Source organism: Rhizobium sp. AN68, from assembly GCF_030758035.1.
Classification (GTDB): domain Bacteria; phylum Pseudomonadota; class Alphaproteobacteria; order Rhizobiales; family Rhizobiaceae; genus Agrobacterium; species Agrobacterium tumefaciens.
On sequence record NZ_JARWMI010000003.1, the window covers coordinates 618,491 to 640,275 of the forward strand.

The following is a 21,785-nucleotide window of genomic DNA, read 5'->3' on the forward strand; positions in this document are numbered from 1 at the left end:
GCGGCGTTAACCAAGCATCAAGGTTAATAAGAGATTCTCGAACACCTGTAACAAATATGGTTCCTGGTGTTCGGAGTGCTGGTTTTGCGTTCGAAAAGAGTAATGCGTCGTCGGTCCTTTGCGTCCCTTCAGGCATGGACCTCACCCGTTGTCTTCGGCCTAGCTGCCTGGCTCGTCTTTCCTTCCATTGCCGCACGCGCGGATTTGGCCTCCCTGCTGGCAGGGCTGGACAATGGCGGCGAGCAATGGCGCATGGTGCTGACCGCGTCTCCGGCAGGCTCTGTCCATAATGCCTCGCTCACCTTTAACGATGCGGAAGGGGAGGCGGCGCTGCATGGCAGCGGCATGACCCTGCCCGATGGCCGCAAGGTGGCTTTCGTTACCAACAAGAAGGGTGACGAGACGACACCCGACAGCGAGCGCGTCAACCGTGCCGCCAAGAAGGGTCGCATCGTCGCAACCGAAATCATGCAGCCGCCAAAGGCCTTCACCGCCGGTTCCGTGCTGGAACGCACCAGCATGCTGGATATAGAGCCGCTGAAGCGCAAGGACCGCACGGCTTTCGTGAAACCGAAACGCGGCAGCGACGTCAAACTTGCCTCCTTCTATTTCCGCCGTGATGAAAAGAAGGCGGACAAAAGCGTCTCTCCGATGCTGGCGGAACTCGTCACCAACAGGACTCCCGATATTCTCGCCACGGCTTACGCGCCGGCCGAACCGGATTTCGCCCGTGAATCGCCGTTCGACGCCATTCTGAAAAAGCCGGAGGCCGGCCGCTTCGTGCCGTTGATCGGCGCGGACGATCACGCATGGGCGGCAACGCCGCTGCCCGCTGCCGTGTTTTCCGCAGCCGAACAGCAATGCCTCGCATCCGGCATCTATTTCGAGGCGCGCGGTGAATCGGTCAAGGGACAGGCGGCGGTGGCACAGGTGATCCTTAACCGCGTGCGCAACCCCGCTTATCCGAAAACCATCTGCGGTGTGGTTTATCAGAACAAGGACTGGCGCAACCGCTGCCAGTTCTCCTTCGCCTGCGATAATATAAAGGACCGGGTGAATTCCGAACGTCACTGGAAAATGGCGCGCGAAGTGGCCATGGCAACCACCGCCGGCAAAATCTGGCTGACGGAAGTGGGCTCGGCGACTCACTATCATGCCGTCTATGTTCGTCCCGCCTGGGGAAAATCCATGAAGAAGGTCGGCAGGATTGGCTTGCACGTCTTTTATCGAACCTATGGTGGCGGCTGGAGCTGATACCACCGCCAATTTGTCGCAATTTGCGTGTCAAAAATGCCGATTCCCGGGGGAAACATCGTCGACAAACTGCGATTTGGCGTTAAGCCTTTGTTTTTAAATATTTAATTTGTCAAAAAACAAGCTTCGCCAGTGCCTTGACTAGCGAAGCCCCTAAAACTATGTTGCGCGCGACTTCAGAGCGGGCTGGAACAGGCTTAATCCGTCACCGTTTACAACTCCAAAGGGTTCTGGCATGGCTGGAACGGAGAAAATGGGTGGGATTTTAAGATGACTGGCAACCGTGACGATAGTCTAGACGAGCGTCGCAAGCGCCTTGCCGAAGAGTTGGCAAAGGTGAAGGCGGAGGATGAGGCGGAAGTGAGGGCAGAGACCAATGCCGCGGAAAGCCGGAAAGGCTTTGCGATGGCGGTGAAGCTCTCATCGGAGTTCATTTCGGCCATCGTGGTCGGCGCTATGCTGGGTTATCTTCTGGACTATTTTGTCGGCACGACGCCGTGGGGGATGATCGTTCTTCTTCTTCTCGGTTTCTGCGCAGGCGTATTGAATGTGTTGCGCTCCACGGGCGCGGTGGCAAAGCCGCCGCTGCTTGAGAGAGCCGACAAGCGAGACGAGGGTGGAAAAGACGGCGTTTAAGCTGTTTTTTCTTGCAGTTGAGATGCCGCCATGAGCGGCGACAGGTAAAGAGGGCAGCCGGTGGCAAACGATCCGACCCATCAGTTCTTGGTGCAGCCGATCATTCCGATCGAAATTGGCGGCGTCGATTTTTCCTTCACCAATGCGTCGCTTTTCATGGTCGCGACCGTGGCCGCCGCTTCCGGTTTCCTTTATTTCGCAACGTCGAGCCGCGGTCTGATCCCGACCCGCATGCAGTCCGTTGCTGAAATGTCCTATGAATTCATCGCCTCCATGCTGCGCGAAGGCGCCGGCAAAAAGGGCATGGTGTTCTTCCCATTCGTATTCTCGCTGTTCATGTTCGTGCTGACTGCGAACCTTCTCGGCATGTTCCCGTATTTCTTCACGGTCACCAGCCAGATCATCGTCACCTTCGCGCTTGCCTGCCTCGTCATTGGCACGGTCGTCGTTTACGGTTTCTACAAGCACGGTCTGCATTTCTTCGGCATCTTCGCACCTTCTGGCGTGCCGAAGGCGCTGTTGCCGCTTGTCGCGTCAATTGAAATGATTTCGTTCCTGTCGCGTCCGATCAGCCTTTCCGTTCGTCTCTTCGCGAACATGCTGGCTGGCCACATCACGCTCAAGGTTTTCGCAGGCTTCGTCGCCTCCATGGGTGCGCTCGGCGCGCTCGGTATCGGCGGTGCAGTCCTGCCTCTCATCATGACGGTCGCAATGACCGCTCTCGAATTTCTCGTTGCCTTCCTGCAGGCTTATGTGTTCGCGGTACTGACTTGCATGTACCTGAACGACGCCGTGCATGGTGGTCACTGAGAAGTAAAGTCGCTGGCCCCGGCAACGGGCGCCAAAAGATAGCCGCAACAACCAATATCTCAAGGAGTCTCACATGGAAGCGGAAGCAGCAAAGTACATCGGCGCAGGTCTCGCATGCCTCGGCATGGCTGGTACGTCCCTCGCACTCGGCCGTATCTTCGGTGATTACCTCTCCGGCGCACTGCGCAACCCCTCTGCTGCCGACAGCCAGTTCGGCCGTCTGGTATTCGGCTTCGCCGTTACGGAAGCTCTGGGCATCTTCTCGCTGCTCGTAGCTCTCCTTCTCCTGTTCGCTGTCTAATAACGGCATCAGGTCTGGATCACGGCTCGCGCAAATTGCGTGCCGTGATCCTTCGCATTTGCAGTCCCCCTGGAGGTGAGCATGTTCGTGACCGAGGCTTATGCCCAGTCAGCACCGACCGTAGGTGAAACGCATACGGAAACTCCGGCTGTCGGCCAGCCGCAACCGGAAGCCACGCACACGGAAACCGGTGTAGCGCACGGCGCCGAACACGGTGCTTCCGGCGTTTTCCCGCCGTTCGACCAGTCTACTTATGCATCGCAGGTCCTGTGGCTGGCGATCACGTTCGGCCTTTTCTACCTGCTCATGCAGAAGGTCATCGTTCCTCGCGTCGGCGGCATTCTTGAAAACCGTCATGGGCGCATTGCACAGGATCTCGATGAAGCGGCACGGCTGAAAAGCGAAGCCGACGCAGCCGTCGAAACCTATGAAAAAGAACTCGCGGCAGCCCGCGCCAAGGCAAGCTCGATAGGCTCCGCGGCACGTGACGCCGCCAAGGCGAAAGCCGATGCCGACCGCGTCGCTATCGAAGCCGGACTTGCCGAGAAGCTTGCCGCCGCAGAAAAGCGCATTGCGGGTATCAGGGATCAGGCATTCGCGGATGTCGGCGCCATTGCCGAGGAAACCGCGACCGCAATCGTTGACCAGCTGGTTGGCGCCAAGGTCAAGGATGCCGACGTCAAGGCCGCCATTGCAGCCGCTTCGACTGTGAAGGGAGCCTGATATGGCGTTTGATGCATCATTTTTCGCTCTTGTCGGTCTTGTCCTTTTCTTCGTCCTGATCGCCTATCTCAAGGTTCCGGGCATGCTCTCCAAGTCTTTGGACGAGCGCGCGCAGAACATTCAGGACGAGCTGGCCGAAGCCAAGCGTCTGCGCGAAGAGGCACAGCACCTGCTGGCCGAATACCAGCGCAAGCGCAAGGAAGCCGAAGCTGAAGCAGCCGGCATCGTTGCCGCTGCCGAACGCGAAGCGGCCGCCCTGACCGCCGAAGCCAAGCAGAAGACGGAAGAATTCGTCGTCCGCCGCACGGCCCTGTCGGAACAGAAGATCAAGCAGGCAGAAGAAGACGCCATCGGCGCCGTTCGTGCCGCCGCCGTGGACATCGCCATTGCAGCTTCCGAGAAGCTCATTGCCGAAAAAGACCACCGCTGCCGCAAAGGCCAAACTTTTCGCCAACACCATTGGCGAAGTGAAGTCGAAGCTCAACTAAGTTCATCTCGGACTATTCAAAACCCCTCCGGCACCCGCCGCGAGGGGTTTTTTGTTTTATGCCTCAACCAGGGGCGGTGTTGGCAGGCTCGCGGTTGCACACTGTGGTGCCGGCTTGCAGCGTGTCTATCGATGTCTGTCGACCTTTGGAGAAAAAGCATCGGCTTTGTGGACTGGATGCTGGCCGGCAATTCGTGGCTGCCGGTTTGTCGAGGCTTGTTAAGTGATCGCGGGATAGATTGTCTTGGCCTCGAGCGCTATCAGCACTGCCAGTACAAAAGCTGCCGCGGTGGCAACCAGAAATGCGCCACTGAAAGCCAGGCCTGCTTTCGCGATACCCAAGCCAAGATCCTGCATCAGCCATCTTATCTGAGCCTGCGCATACCAGATCGTTGCGAGCGCGATAATGGCGAGCCCGAACGTAAGGCCATGTTCCAGAGGCATGGATGCAAAATCGAAGCCCAGAACCAGGACAAATGTAAACGGCGCAGCCACGTAACATTGGCTGAAGAACGGCGGACGCAGGGAGTTTCGGGTGATCCTCACCCGTTTCCACCGCAGAAGCGTGACGGCCATACACAGCGGATAAATCCCGAATATAACGCCACGCGCTATGAGCAGGTTCGAACCCGAACCAAGCTCCCGGGCGGCCAATGTGGGATCGTAAATGGTCGGAAGGGAGGCGGAGAGCCCCTGCGAAAATAGCAGAGTGATCAGGAGGAAGAGGGGCGGACTCAGTGTGTCGTCATACTGGTCCTCGAGCCGATCCGCGAGTTCGCTATCGGCGTAGCGCATCATGCTGAGCGGTGCGACGACCGATCGCCACATTGTCAGCGGATAGAAGAGGAGCCATGAAACCAGCTCGTAGAGAAGTTCCTCGAGCGACTTCAACAGTTTCATGAAATCCAAATCTCTTCTCCCAAGGCCCGTCAAGTCCACGCATTGAGATAGAATTCTACCAGTGGAGACGGAGATCGTCACCTCACGGCAGGGCGCTGAAATCCGGGGCGAGGCCGCATTCTCCGCTTCAGGATCGTGGTTTTCGATCAGTCCTGCTTCAGCGGCCTGAAACTCATCCGGTGCAGCGGGCAGGGCCCATGGCTTTCTATGGCGCGCAGGTGGGCTGGTGTGCCGTAACCCGCATGGCCTTCGAAACCATAGGAGCTGTGCACTACACCGGCCCGTTCCATCATCCGGTCACGGGTCACCTTGGCGATGATCGAAGCGGCGGCGATTGAGAGGGAGCGGGAATCGCCCTTGATGACGGCCTTCGACTCGCAGGTGATGCCCGGCGGCTTGTCGCGGCCATCTGCCAGCACGAGGGCTGGGGAGATTTCGAGGCCGAGTACGGCGCGACGCATCGCGTCGAGGCTGGCGCGCAGGATATTCATGGTGTCGATAAGACCGGGGCCAGAGGAGGCGACGGAAACGATCGATGTTTCCATGATTTGCAGAAACAGGCTTTCCCGTTTCAGCTTGGTCAGTTTCTTGGAATCGTCAAGACCACCAGGAATGTTGTCGGGATCGAGAATGACAGCTGCCGCAACCACTGGTCCCGCGAGAGGTCCCCGGCCTGCCTCATCCGTGCCGGCCACGGGCCAAAGCCCCTTCTTCCTCGCTTCAAGTTCGAAGGAGAAATCGGGTCCCGTATCGGCGAGATCAAAGAGGGCAGGAGAATCGGGTGTGGTGCGGCGTTTCATGCGGCAGAAACTTGCACACACACCCGATCTCCTGCAAGCCCCCGGAAGCGGGCGATGACGGGCGCGGCCAGCCGGGTCAAGGGGCGTGGCCAACCGTGCCCCTTAGGTCGTCATGACCTTTGATCCTCCAACGGGGCGGCGGAGGAAAAACGATCGCACGCGAGGCGGCGGGTTCCGGGGGTGATGTCCGACGGGCCAGGGAAAACCCGCCGGGCATTTCGTCAAGAGCATGGCTCCTTCAACAGGAAAGGGCCACCACTCCTTATGTGTCTGCACCGCTGGGTATCGTTGCGCGCATCGTAATGCGCCTTCGATCGGCCAAGCGGGCCTCATATTTTCAAAGCAGCGACAATTGCACGCCGGCACCTCCCGGCGGCACGAAGATATCGTCGCGCAGGTGAATGCCGCGGCGGATGAGGCCAAGCCGTTTCGTCGCCATTTCGAAACGCCTGCCGATCTGCCATGCATAGGGACCAGCACCCTTCATGCGTTTTCCGAATTCCGCATCGTAATCCTTGCCGTCGCGCATGGAGCGCACCAGCGACATGACATGCCGGTAGCGGTCCGGATAGTTGCGCAGCAGCCAGTCGCGGAAGAGGGGGCTGACCTCCAGCGGCAGGCGCAGCAGCACATAGGAGGCCTCCGTTGCGCCAGCGGCCTTGCCGGCTTCGAGAGTGCGTTCGATCTCATGATCGTTGAGTGCGGGAATGACAGGTGCCATCATCACCGCCACGGGAATTCCGGCATCCGTCAGCGCCTTGACCGCTTCCAGCCGCTTTTCGGGCGTGGCGGCGCGCGGTTCCATGCTGCGTGCCAGCTTGCGGTCCAGCGTCGTCACGGAAATACCAACCTTCACTAGACCCTTCTTGGCCATGGGCGCCAGAATATCGATATCCCGCTTGATCAGGGCCGATTTGGTGACGATGGCGACGGGATGGTCGGCCTTTGCCAGCACTTCCAATATCTGCCGCATGATGCGCCATTCGCGCTCGATCGGCTGATAGGGGTCGGTATTGGTGCCGATGGCAATGACCCGCGGCTTGTAGCCGGGCTTCGCCAGCTCCCTTTCGAGCAGCTTTGCCGCATCCGGCTTGGCGAAAAGCTTCGCCTCGAAATCCAGCCCCGCAGAAAGCCCCATATAGCTGTGCGTCGGACGGGCGAAACAGTAGATGCAGCCATGTTCGCAGCCGCGATAGGGATTGATGGAACGGTCGAAAGGGATGTCAGGCGATTCGTTGCGGCTGATGATGCTGCGCGGCTTTTCCACCTGCACTTCGGTGCGGAACTCCGGCAGCTCCTCGAGGGTCTGCCAGCCATCGTCGAAAACCTCCCGCTGCAGGGCCTCGAAGCGCCCGCCCGGGTTAAGTCCGGCACCACGCCCGCGACGACGGTCGATCTCGATGCGCAGGCCCGACGCATCGGCCAGCGCATTGGCAATGTCAGGCGTATGGCTCGGCTGGAAAGCAGCCTGCCCCGAAAGCGTATGGTCTCTCATCTGGATGCTCCCAGGGTGCCGCACGCCTCTCAAGGCAAGCCAACGCCCTAAACCGTTTCCACTCGAACCGGCGTTTCATTGCTTCTTCGAATGATTAAATTCCTACCGCAAAAATGAGAACATTACAAGAACAAAAAATGCAAAATCGATAGCTGGCACACCCGCGGCCGGGGTCTTGTTTGTGTCAATCCCACCTGAAGGTGGGTTAGAGTTAAGCCTGAACGGTCGCGGATTTTCTGACATCCAGTGCAGTGGCAATTTATTGTGCGATGCGTTAGAGCTATGCATATGTTGACAGTCATAATGGAATGCCGGGATCAGGAACCGGAACTGGCGCATACGCTGTCTGCGCTTGTAACCGGGGCCGTGGAAGGGCTGGTAAGCGACGTTGTGATCCTCGATCACGGTTCGCGCGATGGATCGTCGCGCGTCGCCGATGCCGCTGGCTGCCGTTTTTATGCGCAGTGGGATATTGAGGATGTCATGCGCTCGGCGCGCGGGCATTGGATCCTGCTGGTCGAACCGGGTGCGCGTCCGCAGAGCGGCTGGATCGAAGAGATTCTTGAATATGTGGCTGTCTGTGCCGAGCCCGCGCGTTTCTCGCCGTCCCGGTATCACAAGCGGCCCTTTTTCAGCCGGATAGTGCGCCGCCGTCCTCCCTTGGAATGCGGCTACCTGATGCCGAAGAAACATGCGGTGGCGATCGCAAAATCCGGCATGGGCCTGACACAGCTCGTGCACGCGCAAAAGCCGCGCCGCCTGAATGCGGAACTGGTTCCCGCCTGGACGGCGAGAACTTCCAACTAACCTGCAACGATGATGAAGCTGCTGTCCCTAGCGGGCGGTGATAACCTTGCCGGGGTTCATGATGCCGGCGGGGTCAAAGGCGTGTTTGATGCGTCGCATCAGGTCCATTTCAATGCCAGGCCTGATCGCGGCCAGTTCGTCGCGCTTCAACTGGCCGATGCCATGTTCGGCCGAAATCGAGCCGCCGAGCGACAGTACGATGCCGTGCACGATCTCGTTCATATCCCGCCAGCGACCGATGAATTCAGCTTTGTCCGCACCAACCGGCTGGGAAATATTGTAGTGGATGTTGCCATCGCCCAGATGGCCGAAGGCGCAGACGCGGGCGCCGGGAATGGCGGCAAGAACGGCCTTTTCCGCCGTTGCCATGAATTCCGGTATCTTCGACACCGGAACGGAAACGTCGTGTTTGATAGAGCCGCCTTCCGGCTTTTGCGCATCCGACATGCTTTCGCGCATATGCCAGAGCGCCTGACGCTGCGCTTCCGATGAAGCGATCACCGCATCCTCGACCAGCCCGGCCGAAAAACCGCGCTCCAGCAGCGATTGCATCATTGTTTCAGCCGTCTCAGCCGAATCTGAGGTGGAGATATCGATGAGCGCGTACCAGTCATGCGGCGTTTGTAGCGGATCGCGCACGCCGGGAATATGTTTGGCGGTGAATTCCACGCCGATGCGCGGCATCAGCTCAAAACCGGTCAGCGCCGTGCCGCAGAGGTTCGAGGCCATTTCGAACAGCTTCAACGCATCGTCGGTGGATCGAAGACCGGCAAAACCCACCTGATGGCCGAGCGGCACGGGGAAAAGCTTCAGCACCGCACCGGTGATAACGCCGAGCGTGCCTTCCGAACCGATGAAGAGATCGCGCAGATCGTAACCCGTATTGTCCTTTTTCAGCCGGCGAAGCCCGTCCCAGATTTCACCTGTCGGCAGCACCACTTCAAGCCCCAGGCAAAGCTGGCGCATATTGCCATAAGCGAGAACTGCCGTGCCGCCGGCATTGGTGGCCAGATTACCGCCGATGCGGCACGAGCCCTGCGAACCGAGCGACAGCGGGAACATCCGCTCCACGGTCGATGCGGCCTTGTGAATGTCGTCGAGAATGCAACCGGCATCCGCAACGATGGTGTTGGCGACCGGATCGATGTCGCGGATACGGTTCATGCGCTCGAGCGAGAGGATGATGTCGGTTCCGTCAGCACGCGGCGTCTGGCCACCCACAAGGCCGGTATTGCCGGTCTGCGGCACGATGGGCGTGCCGGTCTCGCTGGCGAGCTTCAGGATGGCTGCAACCTCCTCGACAGTGCCGGGCTTGAGCAGCAGCGGTGACGCACCATGGTAAAGCCCGCGATTCTCCACAAGACGCGGCGCCATTTCCACAGCGTCGCGCACCGCGTTTTTTTCGCCGACAATGGCAGTGAAGCGGTCGAGGATGTCGGAGGAGGGGGCTGCGATTGTCATTGGCGTCTCGCTGTCATTTGAAACGGTGGGCGAAATGGTGAAGTACCGTCAGCCTCGCGGCGCGGCGGCGCGGGAAAGGCGGTCATTGATCGCCTCTCCAAGACCGTGTGCGGGAATGGTTGTGACCGCGATTGTCGCGGCACCGCTCGCATCGGCTGCTTTGAGATAATCGAACAGATTGGCGGCTGCCTCGGCAAGGTCGCCGGAAGGGCTGAGGTCGAGAACGGTACGGGCCGTCTCTTGTCCCTCAACCGCGATGCCGCCGAACCGGATCAGTGCCTCGTTGGCAGAAACGGATGTCGCGTCGAGGCGAACGGCTGCACCGGGCGCATAATGCGAGGCGAGCATTCCGGGTGCCTCGATGGCGGCTGATGCCTTTTCCGGCCGTTCGAGCTGGGTGCCGGTGATGCGCTCGATCTCCTCGGTGACGATGCCGCCGGGACGAAGCAGCCGCACCCGCCCGTCGTCTTCCACTTTGACGATGGTGGATTCGACACCGACGGAGGCAGCACCGCCATCAAGAATGAGGTTGATCCTGTTACCGAGATCGGCCTCGACATGGGCGGCACTCGTGGGGCTGATCTTGCCTGAACTATTGGCACTGGGCGCAGCAAGAGGTTTGTCGAACCGGCGGATCAGATCACCGGCGAAACCCTGCGGAACGCGAATGCCGACGGTATCGAGCCCGGCCGTTGCGAGTGAGTGAATGCCGCTTGCCGGTTTCAGCGGCAGAACCAGCGTCAACGGGCCCGGCCAGAAGGTTTCTGCGAGGCGTCGCGACACGGGATCGAAAACCGCATAACGTTCGGCCATGGCGATATCGGCCATATGGCAGATCAGCGGATTGAACTGCGGCCTGCCTTTCGTTTCGTAAATGCGGGCAATGGCCGCCGGATCGGTTGCGTCCGCAGCAAGGCCGTAGACGGTTTCCGTGGGCAGGGCGATTGGCTGGCCGCGGGAAAGCTCCTCGACGGCCGCCTGCAAGGCGGTTTCCCGCTCGTTTTCGATATCGATATGACGCGCCATGATGCTGCCTTTCAGGGCGTCAATAGCGTATTTCAGGGCCTTATGGAAAGCGCTATCGTGGCTTTTATATTGCCTTGATGATCTTGCGCATCTCGTCCGAGCGGGCGCCGAGCATAAGCACGTTTTTGAGCGCTACGCGCGGGTCGTGGGTCTGGAACAGCAGGCCGCCGCGATGGAAGGAGGTATCGATGGCGACGTTCTTGTTTGGAAGCGCGTTGATGGCGACTGCGAAATACATCCGCGAATAGCGCGCATCGATGTTTTCGAAGAAGTTCTCGGCCCCGCTCAACTCGGCGAAGAAATTCGCGAAATAGAATGACCAGAGCACATGACGCTCGGCGTCGAAACTGGTTTTCGCTGCCGTGACATGGCAATAGCCGAGATGCGGCCGCTCATCCAGCAGATGGTGGAAAATCATCTTGGGAAAACGGATGGACTGGTGAAAGCCATTGAGACGGCTATGGGTGGCGTCGGCAGCAGCCTCGAGCTTGCGCCCGGTCATCGCCGCCACTTCGTCATGGCTGTAATAGACGCGTTCCCTCGGCAGCCAGCGTTCTTCGTAGCGGCTGATGCGCCCGGTTCGCAGGAAATCCGAATGCGCGGTCTTTGAACGTATCGGCGTGACCGAATGTTTGCCGGCATCGAAATAACGTATGCGTGTCGCCTTCTCCACCCGGAACGCCCTCGTTGTTGTCGATCAGGCAATATAGTTTAGGGCATGTTAAAACTCCGTTGCGCCACAACCCCCGTTTTTTAACGGGTAGAGAGGGAGCCGCGCGACATCATGCGTCATATTGCGACGTGGTTTCCGGCGGGGAATAGCTGCCGGATTTCGCAGCGGAATGGCGTGCAACAGCCATTGGCGCATGTCGCAATTTGTCGCCAATGCGGAAGCCGATGTCGCTGTCTGCGCTACCGCAAATGAACGCTGATGTTTAGATGGGATCACACTTCCGCAGTCCGATAAATGGTGTGGGGCAGGGCGGTTTGATCGAGGATTTGGCCATGGAATTGCGTGATACCGTACTGCGTCAGCTGAAGAACCGCCGCGAAGGCTTCAGCCTGGAACAGTCTTTCTACACGGACCCGGATTATTTCAATCTGGACATGGAAACCATCTGGTACCGCGACTGGCTGTTTGTCGGCCATGATTGCGAAGTGCCGAAGGCCGGTAACTACATCACCGTTCAGGTCGGCGCCTATTCCGTCGTCATCATTCGCGGTCGCGATGGACAGATTCGCGCCCTCCATAATTCCTGTCGCCATCGCGGTTCCCGCGTCTGCTCTTCTCATAAGGGCCAGTCCGCACGCCTCGTCTGTCCCTATCACCAGTGGACCTACGATCTGGACGGCAAGCTGCTGTTTGCCCGCCATATGGGCGATGATTTCGACAAGGCTGAATTCGGCCTGAAGCCGGTCCACTGCGAAACCGTTGCCGGTTACGTCTTCATCTGCCTGGCAGACCAGCCCGCCGATTTCGCGCCGATGCGCGCCGAGGTCGAAAGCTACATGGCGCCGCATCGCATCTGGGAAGCCAAGGTCGCGCATGAAAGCACGATCATCGAAAAGGGTAACTGGAAGCTCGTCTGGGAAAACAACCGCGAGTGCTACCATTGCGCCGCCAACCATCCGGAACTCTGCCGCACCTATCCTGAAAACCCGAGCGTTACGGGTACTGACGGTGGTGCAAGCGATCCCGAGATCGGTGGCCACTGGGCACGCTGCGAGGCTGCCGGCCTGCCGAGCCGCTTCAAGATCGATCCGAAAGGCCAGTTCCGTGTTGCCCGCATGCCGCTGATCGGCGAGGCGGAAAGCTACACCATGTCGGGAAAACGCGCCGTGCGCCGGCCGCTTTCCGATGATGTCAGCATCAGCCATATCGGCGCGCTGCTTCTGTTCCATTATCCGACGACCTGGAACCACTTCCTCGGCGACCACACCATTTCCTTCCGCGTGCTGCCGCTCAACGCCAATGAGACCATGGTCACTACCAAATGGCTGGTGAACAAGGATGCGGTTGAAGGCGTGGATTACGATCTCGAGGATCTCACGCACGTCTGGAACGAAACCAACGATCAGGACCGTCGCATCGTTGAGGAAAACGCCTTCGGCATCCGCTCGCCCGCTTACCAGCCCGGCCCCTATTCCATGGAAGACGAGGGCGGCGTGATGCAGTTCGTCAACTGGTATGCCGATTTCATGGTTGACCGGCTGTCGGGCGACAAGGCCCGCCTTTCGGCAGTAGCGTAACGTGAAGATGAATATGGCTGTGACCTACAAGCACATAGACGAGATGAAGCCGTGGAGCGACAAGCTTCACCTGCTGGAATGCATTTCGGTGACGCCCGAGACGCCTGACGTGATGACATTCCTGTTCCGTTCGGAGGATCAGAACTGGTTCCGTTACCTGCCGGGCCAGTTCGTGACACTGGAGTTGCCGGTAGGCAAGGAGCCGCTCTACCGCACCTACACATTGTCCTCCAGCCCGTCGCGGCCCTATGCGCTGTCGGTCACGGTCAAGGCGCAGGCCACCAGCATCGGCACGCGCTGGATGTTCGACAATCTGAAGCCCGGCATGAAAATCCGGGCGCTCGGCCCGCTCGGCGATTTCTCTTATGTCCGGCATCCCGGCGACAAATACCTGTTCATCTCGGCCGGCTCCGGCGTGACGCCGATGATGTCGATGGTGCGCGACATGAGCGACCGCGCGCCGCAGAGTGACATCGCCTTCATCAATTGCTCGCGCTCGCCATCCGATATCGTGTTCCGTCACGAGCTGGAATATCTTGCCCGCTTCATGCCGAAACTGTCGCTCGGTTTCATCGTGGAAAATTGCGGCCGCACTGATCTCTGGTCCGGCTTGAAGGGCATGGTCGACAAGGCCAAGATTGCGCTTCTGTCGCCTGATTTCATGGATCGCACGGTGTTCTGTTGTGGACCGGAGCCTTTCATGGCCGCCATCCGCTCCATGCTGGATGCTTCCGGCTTCGACATGAGCCGTTACCACCAGGAAAGCTTTTCGCCAGCCGCCCCGGTTGCTGTGGGCGAGAGTATTCACACAGTGGCGGATGGCGAAGCACTCTCGATGGTGGGGTTTACGCTTTCCGGCAAGGAAGTGCCGTGCCAGCCCGGCCAGACCGTTCTGATGACGGCGCGCGCCGCCGGTGTGCGCATCGGTGCCGCCTGCAATCGGGGATTTGCGGCACCTGCCGGGTGCTGAAGCTCTCCGGCGAGGTGGAGATGAACCACAATGGCGGCATTCTCGATGACGAAATCGATGAAGGCTATATTCTCGCCTGCTGCTCGCGGCCGTTGACCGACGTAAAGGTGGAAGCCTGAGCGCACGAAATCCTGCGTCTTATGCGGGAATCTATTTTTGAACCGGAACCAAAGGTCTTAAAACTCGTTTGCACGTCATCGAATTCTTTTCGGGTGTTTCAATGGGGCTGCCCCTACCTCCGACAAGACCGAGTAGTTAGAAAGCGCGGTTCAACGCGCCACAGCAAACGGAGGAAAGATCATGATGAATTTCCGCACGACGAGCGTCGCTACGGCGGTTGTCCTGTTCCTGACAAGCTTCACGCCGTCGCAGGCGTTCCAGGCGCCTGTTCCGATGGCGAAGCCGGCAATCTCAACCGAGAATGTAGTGCCGGTACAGTATCGTGAATGGGACCGCCGAGGTGACCGTAGATATGGCGACCGCATGTATCGTCCGCGCCCGTCGCGGGACGGATATTATAACGGCCATCGCGGCTATCGCGACCGCCGTCCGGGCTACCGCTATCACAACGGAATGTGGTTCCCGCTGGCGGCCTTCGCCACTGGCGCAATCATTGGCGGCGCCATGGCGCAGCCGAGACCGGCCTATGGCGGCAGCCATGTTGCCTGGTGCCAGAACCGTTGGCGCTCTTACCGCGCCTACGATAACAGCTACCAGCCGAACAGCGGTCCGCGTCGTGTATGCGTATCTCCATACAGCCGTTAAGCACGCCTTTCGAAAGCCCGGATCCGATCCGGGCTTTTGCTTTCGAGTGCCGAGTTTCGGTAACCGAAGCGTGACAACGCCGTTAATGCTGGGTTCAGGCGAAAGCGCCTAGCCTGCAACCTGTGATGTTCCAGCCAGCACCGACAAACTGGCTGGATAAAAAGAAAAAGGTGTTATTATTCACGTGCAACGGCCTGTCGACCGTCGTGAATGGAGGAAGTCAGATGAGAAGCTATGTGAAGAATATCCTGGCTGTCGGTCTTTCTGCAATCGTGGTTGCAGGAGCGATTGTTCCCGCTGAGGCAATGCCATTGCTGATGGCGCCGAAGAGTGTCGAGACCCTGGGTAACGATGCCGGCAAGAATGTCGTCAATGTGCAATACTGGCGCGATCGTGACAATCGTGGCGGCTGGGGCGGCGAACGCCGCGGCTGGTACGGCGGCCATCGCGGTTATCGCGACTACCGCCCGGGTTATCGTCACCACGACGGTTACTGGTTCCCGCTCGCAGCCTTTGCGACGGGCGCGATCATCGGCGGCGCACTGTCGCAGCCGCGCGAAGTCTACCGTCCGGTTCCGGAATATCGCCCGCGTCCGGTCTACCGCGAATATCGTCCGGTCCGTCGTGCCGGCATGAGCCAGGCGCATGTGAACTGGTGCTATGGCCGGTATCGGTCCTACGATGCCTATAGCAACACGTTCCAGCCCTACAATGGCCCACGCCAGCCCTGCTATTCGCCTTACAGCTGATAGCACTACTCCGTCACTCCGGCCTTCATCCGGCAAGACGGAGTAGGGATTGACCAGCCTGATAGTTATTACGAGCCGCCCGGATACGGGCGGCTTTTTGTTTTCACAGAATGCGCGCCCGCTTCAGCACGAACCAGGCAAGCATAACCGAAATCACGATGAAGATGCTGGCCGCCATCGTGCCGCCGGTGCCGACCGTAAATGGCAACTCATCCGTGTTCATGCCGAAGAAGCCGGTGACCAGCGATGGCGGCAGCAGGAATGCCGTCATCAGCGACAGGATATAAAGATGCCGGTTGGTTTCGGACGAGAGCTTGGAATCGATTTCCTCGTGCAGCAGCCTTGCGCGTTCCTGAAGGGCGTAGACATCGTGATCGACGGCCTCGAGGCGGCCCATCAGCCGCGAGGCGACATCCTCGAAACCGTCAGGCATCTCGTCCTCATCGGCGGCAGACGCCCGCCGCATCAGGGTGAGCACCGTGCGCAGATGCCGGTGGAGGCGAACGACCGTGCGCCTGAGCGGCGCAAGCCGCCGCCGCTCGTCGCGGTTTTCGCTGTCATAGACCAGGTCCTCGATGGCGTTCAGCTCTTCGGTCGTTTCCATCACCAGGCTGATCAGCGAACGCTGGAATTCCGCGACGAGGCCTTCGAAGACATGGGCCGGCGTGAGGTAGCGGTTGGAATTCTTGTCGACTGCCGCTTTCAGCCGGTCCACTGAGCGCAACGGTTGCAGCCGGGTGGTGATGATAAAACGGTCGCTGACCGCGAAATGCAGCCAACCGAAATCACGCGTTTCCTGATCGAACTCGCGCTGGAAATCGACCAGCGTCCCATAAAGTGACTTTTCATCCACCGTGATGGACGGATGGGTTTCATGGGTGGTGAGGCTTGCCAGCGCTGCCGGATCGAGACCATCGATCGTTTCGAGAAAGCCCGCCACCCGCTGATCCGCAAGATTGAGGTGCAGCCAGAAGAAGCCCTCGCATTGCGCCATCTCGCCAAAGCCCGCATCGGGCGCAAGCCGCCGGCATGGCGCCGTTCCGGGGTGGAATTGATAGGCCCAGACAAGGCCGGGGATAGCGGGCGTTATGAGATCCATCGTGGCAGTCCTGACCGGCGGAATGGGAGGGGAGGCGTCCGTCGCCCCAAGACGGAAACGGCAGCGGTGGCACGGCACCTGTCAGCGCATGCTGAGCAAATTCATATGACAGTTTTATAACAATCCCGCTTAAAAGGCGGGAATTTTCAAATTGACGTTTACGTAAAAATCATTTAGCCCGAAAGCAACAGCACGATAGGCAAGAGCTTCGGGAGGAGGCAGCATGTATACCGCGCCGGTGGATGATATCGCCTTTACACTCAAACATGTGGCGGGTCTGCAAGACGCGTTGTCCAGAGGTGCTCTGGGAGACCTCGGTGAAGATGTGGTCGATGCCATATTACAGGAGGCCGGCCGTTTCGCCACCGAGCAGGTCGCGCCGCTTGCCGATATAGGCGACCGACAGGGCGCGCGGCTGAGCGACGGCAAGGTCTCAACGCCGGACGGTTGGGCCGATCTTTACCGGCGCTGGGCTGCGGCCGGCTGGAACAGCCTCACCGCACCGGAAGAATTCGGCGGCCAGAACCTGCCGCATATGCTGAATGTCGCCGCGCTCGAAATGTGGAATTCCGGTTCCATGGCTTTCGCGCTTGCGCCGACGCTCACCATGGGCGCGGTGGAAGCTCTCGTTGCCCACGGTAGCAACGACCTGAAGCGCATCTATCTTCCCAAACTCGTCTCCGGCGAATGGACCGGCACGATGAACCTCACCGAACCGCATGCGGGATCGGACCTTGGCGTGCTGAAAACCCGTGCCGAGCGTAATGGTGACGGCACCTACCGCATTTTCGGGCAGAAGATTTTCATCACCTGGGGCGAACATGACGCCGCGGACAATATAATCCACCTCGTTCTTGCCCGCCTGCCGGATGCGCCGGCCGGCACGCGCGGAATTTCGCTGTTCCTCGTGCCGAAATTCCTGCCCGAAGACGATGGCACGCCGGGCAGTCGCAACGACGTCTTCTGCCATTCGCTGGAGCACAAGCTCGGCATTCACGGCTCGCCCACCTGCACGATGATCTTCGGGGACGGAAAGTTTGGCGAAGAGAAGGGTGCCCTGGGCTGGCTGATCGGCGAGGAGAACAAGGGTCTCGCCTGCATGTTCACCATGATGAACAACGCCCGCCTTGCCGTTGGCATGCAGGGCGTGGCGATCTGCGAGGCGGCGACACAGAAGGCAATCGAATACGCCAGGGAACGCACGCAGGGCAAGGCGCCCGGCTGGCAGGGTTCGGGCATGAGCCCGATCATCGAGCATCCCGATATCGCCCGCACACTGTTGACGATGAAAGCGCTGACGCAAGGTGCGCGCGCCATCTCCTTCAACTGCGCCCACGCCATCGATATGGCGCATGCCGCCGAAGACGTGGCTGAACGCGCCCACTGGCAGGAGCGCGCAGCTCTTTTAACGCCAATCGCCAAGTCCTTCTCCACCGATGCCGGTGTCGATGTCGCTTCCATGGGCATTCAGGTGCATGGCGGCATGGGCTTCATCGAGGAAACCGGTGCGGCGCGTTACCTGCGCGATGCCCGCATCGCGCCGATCTACGAAGGCACCAACGGCATTCAGGCGATCGACCTGGTGGTGCGCAAGCTGCCGCTTTCCGATGGCGCACAGGTGCGCGGTTTCATCGCAGAATTGCGTGAAATCGTCGCCCGAACTGCTGCCTCGAACCGCACCGATCTCGGCGAGACTGCCCGTTATCTCGAAACGAGTCTCACCGATCTCGAAACGGCGACCGACTGGTTGCTGGAACGCCGGAAAGCGGGGGAAACCGAAACCGCGCTGGCCGGTGCCACGCCCTATCAGCGCCTCTTCGGGCTGGCGCTCACCGGAGCCTATCTTGCCAAGGGCGCCCTGGCCCAGGTGGATGACGGCAGGGGAGCGCATCGCGCATCGCTCTGCCGGTTTGCGGCGGAAAACCTGCTGGCGGAAACGGCAGCGCTGAGGGATCGCGTCATTGCCGGTGCAGCAAGCCTTGCCGCCGCCCGCGCCGTGCTGGGTTAAGGAGAAAACCATGTCGGACGACCATATTCTCGTCGAGCGGGTCAGTCATGCGCCTGACGTTCTGACCATCCGCTTTAACCGGCCGGAAAAGAAAAACGCCATCACCGATGCAATGTATCTGCGCATGGCAGAGGCTCTGAAGGCCGCCAATGCAGACCCGGATATCCGTGTCGTCGCGTTTCTGGGTACGGAAGGCTGCTTTTCCGCCGGCAATGACATGGCCGATTTTCTTGCCTTCGCCATGTCTGGCGCAAAGGGCAAGCTCGCGGTGCTCGATCTTCTGAAGGCGCTGGCAACCTTCGAAAAGCCGCTGGTTTCGGGCGTCGATGGGTTGGCCATCGGCATCGGCACGACGCTGAACCTGCATTGCGATCTGACCGTTGCCTCCAACCGCAGCCTGTTCAAGACGCCGTTTGTTGATCTGGCGCTGGTGCCGGAAGCTGCGTCCAGCCTGCTTGCGCCAAAGCTCATCGGCCATCAGCGCGCCTTTGCCCTGCTGGCCATGGGCGAAGGTTTTACCGCCGAACAGGCCTTGCAGGCCGGAATGATCTGGAAAGTCGTGGCGCCGGAACATGTCGAAAGCGAAACGCTGGCGCTTGCCACGCGGCTTGCCGCCAAGCCGCAGCAGGCGCTGAAGATTGCCCGCGATCTCGTGCGCGGCAATCCGGCAGATGTGCTGGCCCGCATCGATGAGGAAGCCCGCCATTTCACCGCGCAATTGCAGAGTGCCGAGGCGCGGGCCGCTTTCGAGGCATTCATGCGGCGTTAAGCGTTCCGGCAGGAATTCCTTGCTGTTAAGCAACCGGGTAATATGGCTTGGGTTAGATAACGCAACGTCATCCTTCGAAGGCCACCCGCCATGCGTCACTTTGTTTTCGCCCTGACCGTCCTCCTCTCCGCTGCGACTGTCGCAGAGGCAGCGGCGACCGTGCCTTTGCCGGGTTCGAGCAATAACGTCATTCTGGCGCAGTCCACGCAAGACGACAGCCCGAATTATTACTCCGGCAATTCCCGCGATCGCCAGCGCCGCGCGCGTTTCGTTTGCGTCATCACTCCACCGGACAGCGCCAATCGTCGTCGGCCCTATGTCTGCCCCATCGAGCAGGGCCGCGTTGGCGGCGCCTGCCGTTGCTCGGGCGTGGTCGGCAACGGCACTGTTGACACCGCCTGGTGATTATTTCTCCAGCGTCGCCACCGCTTCCACATGCGGCGACCACAAGAACTGGTCGACCGGCGTGACGCGCGTGACGCGATAGCCGCCCTCCACCAGAATGGCGAGGTCGCGCGCAAGCGTCAGCGGATTGCAGCTGACGGCTACGATTTTCTTCACCGCGCTGCGCGCAAGTTCCTTGCACTGGACTTCCGCACCGGCGCGCGGCGGATCGAACACAACGGCATCGTAATTCTTCATTTCGCTCGTCATCAACGGCCGGCGGAAAAGATCACGCTTTTCGATGCTGACGGGTTTCAGGCCCTGCGTGTTGCGCGCGGCGAAATCGAGCGCTTTCAGCGGCTTGTCCTCTGCCTCAACCGCATGCACGCGGCCGACGCGCGCAAGCCGCAGCGCAAACGTGCCGGAACCGCAGAAGAGATCGGCGATGCGTTTGGATTTGCCAACATGGGCAAGCACCAGTTCCGCCATGGCGTCTTCGGCCTGTTTGGTTGCCTGCGTGAAACCGCCGGCCGGTGGGGAAACCGGAATGCCGCCGAATTCAATGATCGGCTTTTGCGGTTCGATCAGGATTTCGCCTGATAGCGCGACACGGGCGATGCCACGCATTGCCAGCACCGTTTCCGTCAATGTGCGCCGCTGTTTGTCGCCGACGGATTTGATGCCGTCGACGGAAATGTCGAGGCCCGAAAGCGTTTCAAGAACGGTCATGCGGAACGGTTCGGCATTCGACGCAAGGGAAAGGCCGATTGCGCGCACGGCGTCCAGCCGCGCGACGATACCAGGCGAGGTGACGGGACATTCCTCGATGGCGACGATGTGATGGCTGTTTGCCTGGTTGAAGCCGAGCAGTAGGCCTTTTTCCGTCTTGCGGGCGGCAAACACCGCGCGGCGGCGCTCGCCGGGGCGACAGATGACGAGATCGTCTACTGGCGGCGTCAGGCCTTTCGATCTCAGCGCCGAAACCACCAGCTCCCGCTTGAAGGCGTGGTAGGGCTGGTCGGCAAAGTGCTGCAGCGAACAGCCGCCGCAGGTGCCGTTAACGCCCTCGGGGCCGAAGTGGCGGCACACGGGTTCGCGGCGATCCGCGGAGGCTTCCGCAATCGAGATGATGGTGCCGGTATCCTTGACCTTGGCGATCGCCACCGTTTCGCCGGGCAGGGCGAAGGGCACATAGACCGGGCCGTCGGGACAGTGCGCAATGCCGTCGCCCTGGGCGCCAAGGCTCTTGATGCTGACGGTCTGCGTGCTCATGGCTTTTCGCCTCCGAGAAGAAATTCGATATTGCCATCGCCGCCGGAAATCGGCGAGGGGATGAGGCCGAGGCTCTTCCAGCCCATGTCTTCAACGAGCCAGCGTTCCAGTTCGGCAGCAACGGCAGGCGCCGTTTCCGGCTCTTTCAACAGCCCGGCCTTGCTGATGGCATCACGGCCTGCCTCGAATTGCGGCTTGACCAGCAGAACCGCGTGCGCGCCGGAGGCGGCAAGTGCGAGTGCCGGGGCAAGGGCGAGCTTTATGGAGATGAAGGACACGTCGGAGACGATGAAGTCCACGGACCGGTCATCAATGTCGTCGGTTGTCAGGAAGCGCGCATTCAGCCCTTCCAGATTGGTCACGCGCGGATCGTTCTCGATCCGTGGATGCATCTGCCCGTGGCCGACATCGATGGAGGTGACGTGTTTTGCGCCGCGATGGAGCAATACCTCGGTGAAGCCGCCGGTGGAGGCGCCGACGTCGAGGCAATCAAGGCCCTTCGGATCGAGCCCGAAGTGATCGAGCGCGGCGGTGAGCTTGAGGGCGGCGCGGGAAACATAGGCCTGCGCCGGATCGGTAATGGCGATCTTGACGTTTCCGGCAACGGTTTGGCTGGGCTTCGTGGCCGTTTTCCCGTTGACGCTCACGGTGCCGCGCGCAATCGCATCGCGCGCACGCGAGCGGCTGGCAAAGTGGCCGAGCGAAACAAGAAGCTGGTCAAGCCGTTCATTTTCAGGTGTTTTGGACATGGTCCCGTGTCAATGACCGCCAAACCCCGCAGATGCAAGCTATTTATCGCGCGCAAGGCTTCGCAACGGC

The 21,785-nt window shown here is 60.0% G+C and carries 21 protein-coding genes and 2 pseudogenes; 14 read left to right on the forward strand and 9 right to left on the reverse strand.

Translation table 11 applies throughout. The features are described 5' to 3' along the window. The first annotated feature begins 102 nt into the window (after window positions 1–102). The 6 genes and pseudogenes from RBH71_RS15980 to RBH71_RS16005 all read left to right on the forward strand — a co-directional run bounded on the left by RBH71_RS15980 (window position 103) and on the right by RBH71_RS16005 (window position 4,212). Window positions 103–1,254, forward strand: coding sequence for a cell wall hydrolase (locus tag RBH71_RS15980; protein ID WP_003511694.1), 1,152 nt, complete (start codon window positions 103–105; stop codon window positions 1,252–1,254). Between the two features lie 270 nt (window positions 1,255–1,524). Then, window positions 1,525–1,890, forward strand: a complete 366-nt coding sequence (locus tag RBH71_RS15985) for an AtpZ/AtpI family protein (protein WP_003511695.1) — start codon at window positions 1,525–1,527, stop codon at window positions 1,888–1,890. Between the two features lie 60 nt (window positions 1,891–1,950). Then, window positions 1,951–2,700, forward strand: coding sequence for a F0F1 ATP synthase subunit A (locus tag RBH71_RS15990; protein ID WP_003511697.1), 750 nt, complete (start codon window positions 1,951–1,953; stop codon window positions 2,698–2,700). Between the two features lie 73 nt (window positions 2,701–2,773). Continuing rightward, entirely contained in the window at window positions 2,774–3,001 is a 228-nt protein-coding gene (locus RBH71_RS15995; protein WP_003494147.1) for a F0F1 ATP synthase subunit C, read from the forward strand. Window positions 3,002–3,082: 81 nt separating this feature from the next. After that, the gene (locus RBH71_RS16000) at window positions 3,083–3,724 is read left to right on the forward strand and encodes a F0F1 ATP synthase subunit B (RefSeq protein WP_003511698.1); all 642 of its coding nucleotides are present in this window, start codon (window positions 3,083–3,085) and stop codon (window positions 3,722–3,724) included. A 1-nt stretch (window position 3,725) separates the two neighbouring features. Beyond that, a pseudogene (locus tag RBH71_RS16005) lies at window positions 3,726–4,212 on the forward strand (F0F1 ATP synthase subunit B). Between the two features lie 218 nt (window positions 4,213–4,430). Here RBH71_RS16005 and RBH71_RS16010 read toward each other — a convergent pair. From RBH71_RS16010 to RBH71_RS16020, 3 genes are all read right to left on the reverse strand, one after another. After that, complete coding sequence (locus RBH71_RS16010) at window positions 4,431–5,120, reverse strand: hypothetical protein (protein ID WP_003511701.1); 690 nt, start codon at window positions 5,118–5,120, stop codon at window positions 4,431–4,433. Between the two features lie 137 nt (window positions 5,121–5,257). Then, the gene (locus RBH71_RS16015; protein WP_019564214.1) at window positions 5,258–5,911 is read right to left on the reverse strand and encodes a ribonuclease HII; all 654 of its coding nucleotides are present in this window, start codon (window positions 5,909–5,911) and stop codon (window positions 5,258–5,260) included. 337 nt (window positions 5,912–6,248) lie between these two features. After that, window positions 6,249–7,406, reverse strand: a complete 1,158-nt coding sequence (locus RBH71_RS16020) for a PA0069 family radical SAM protein (protein WP_323687416.1) — start codon at window positions 7,404–7,406, stop codon at window positions 6,249–6,251. 288 nt (window positions 7,407–7,694) lie between these two features. On the opposite strand from RBH71_RS16020, the gene RBH71_RS16025 reads away from it, so the two are divergent. After that, window positions 7,695–8,213 (forward strand): hypothetical protein, encoded by a 519-nt coding sequence (locus RBH71_RS16025; RefSeq protein ID WP_003511706.1) that lies wholly within the window; start codon window positions 7,695–7,697, stop codon window positions 8,211–8,213. Window positions 8,214–8,240: 27 nt separating this feature from the next. On the opposite strand, the gene RBH71_RS16030 is transcribed toward RBH71_RS16025, so the two are convergent. The 3 genes from RBH71_RS16030 to RBH71_RS16040 all read right to left on the reverse strand — a co-directional run bounded on the left by RBH71_RS16030 (window position 8,241) and on the right by RBH71_RS16040 (window position 11,373). After that, a complete protein-coding gene (locus RBH71_RS16030) occupies window positions 8,241–9,674 on the reverse strand; it encodes an FAD-binding oxidoreductase (RefSeq protein WP_003511708.1) in 1,434 nt (477 codons plus the stop codon). Between the two features lie 48 nt (window positions 9,675–9,722). Continuing rightward, window positions 9,723–10,700 (reverse strand): L-threonylcarbamoyladenylate synthase, encoded by a 978-nt coding sequence (locus RBH71_RS16035; protein WP_003511711.1) that lies wholly within the window; start codon window positions 10,698–10,700, stop codon window positions 9,723–9,725. 64 nt (window positions 10,701–10,764) lie between these two features. Beyond that, complete coding sequence (locus RBH71_RS16040) at window positions 10,765–11,373, reverse strand: DUF6656 family protein (protein ID WP_003511712.1); 609 nt, start codon at window positions 11,371–11,373, stop codon at window positions 10,765–10,767. A gap of 332 nt (window positions 11,374–11,705) precedes the next feature. On the opposite strand from RBH71_RS16040, the gene RBH71_RS16045 reads away from it, so the two are divergent. The 4 genes and pseudogenes from RBH71_RS16045 (at window position 11,706) to RBH71_RS16060 (ending at window position 15,434) form a co-directional block, all read left to right on the forward strand. Beyond that, entirely contained in the window at window positions 11,706–12,950 is a 1,245-nt protein-coding gene (locus RBH71_RS16045; RefSeq protein ID WP_003511714.1) for an aromatic ring-hydroxylating oxygenase subunit alpha, read from the forward strand. 7 nt (window positions 12,951–12,957) lie between these two features. Continuing rightward, window positions 12,958–14,039 (forward strand): annotated as a pseudogene (locus RBH71_RS16050) (2Fe-2S iron-sulfur cluster-binding protein). A 181-nt stretch (window positions 14,040–14,220) separates the two neighbouring features. Next, a complete protein-coding gene (locus RBH71_RS16055; RefSeq protein ID WP_003511718.1) occupies window positions 14,221–14,685 on the forward strand; it encodes a BA14K family protein in 465 nt (154 codons plus the stop codon). A gap of 224 nt (window positions 14,686–14,909) precedes the next feature. Then, window positions 14,910–15,434 carry a BA14K family protein gene (locus RBH71_RS16060; RefSeq protein ID WP_003511720.1) on the forward strand — a complete coding sequence of 175 codons (525 nt, stop codon included), beginning with the start codon at window positions 14,910–14,912 and terminating at the stop codon, window positions 15,432–15,434. Window positions 15,435–15,537: 103 nt separating this feature from the next. Here RBH71_RS16060 and RBH71_RS16065 read toward each other — a convergent pair whose 3' ends face one another. After that, entirely contained in the window at window positions 15,538–16,533 is a 996-nt protein-coding gene (locus RBH71_RS16065) for a transporter (RefSeq protein ID WP_003511722.1), read from the reverse strand. A gap of 223 nt (window positions 16,534–16,756) precedes the next feature. Between RBH71_RS16065 and RBH71_RS16070 the strand changes: the two genes are divergently transcribed. The 3 genes from RBH71_RS16070 (at window position 16,757) to RBH71_RS16080 (ending at window position 19,715) form a co-directional block, all read left to right on the forward strand. Next, entirely contained in the window at window positions 16,757–18,541 is a 1,785-nt protein-coding gene (locus tag RBH71_RS16070; protein ID WP_003511723.1) for an acyl-CoA dehydrogenase, read from the forward strand. A 10-nt stretch (window positions 18,542–18,551) separates the two neighbouring features. Continuing rightward, window positions 18,552–19,310 (forward strand): crotonase/enoyl-CoA hydratase family protein, encoded by a 759-nt coding sequence (locus RBH71_RS16075; protein WP_003511725.1) that lies wholly within the window; start codon window positions 18,552–18,554, stop codon window positions 19,308–19,310. A 90-nt stretch (window positions 19,311–19,400) separates the two neighbouring features. Further along, on the forward strand, window positions 19,401–19,715 hold the full coding sequence (locus tag RBH71_RS16080; RefSeq protein WP_003511727.1) for a hypothetical protein: 315 nt from the start codon (window positions 19,401–19,403) through the stop codon (window positions 19,713–19,715). Here the strand turns inward: RBH71_RS16080 and RBH71_RS16085 are convergent, their stop codons facing one another. Together RBH71_RS16085 and RBH71_RS16090 are read right to left on the reverse strand one after the other, a co-directional pair. Continuing rightward, window positions 19,716–20,966, reverse strand: coding sequence for a class I SAM-dependent RNA methyltransferase (locus tag RBH71_RS16085; RefSeq protein ID WP_003511729.1), 1,251 nt, complete (start codon window positions 20,964–20,966; stop codon window positions 19,716–19,718). Beyond that, complete coding sequence (locus RBH71_RS16090; protein WP_003511732.1) at window positions 20,963–21,715, reverse strand: TlyA family RNA methyltransferase; 753 nt, start codon at window positions 21,713–21,715, stop codon at window positions 20,963–20,965. Before RBH71_RS16090 ends, RBH71_RS16085 begins: the two co-directional genes overlap by 4 nt. Between the last annotated feature and the right edge of the window lie 70 nt (window positions 21,716–21,785).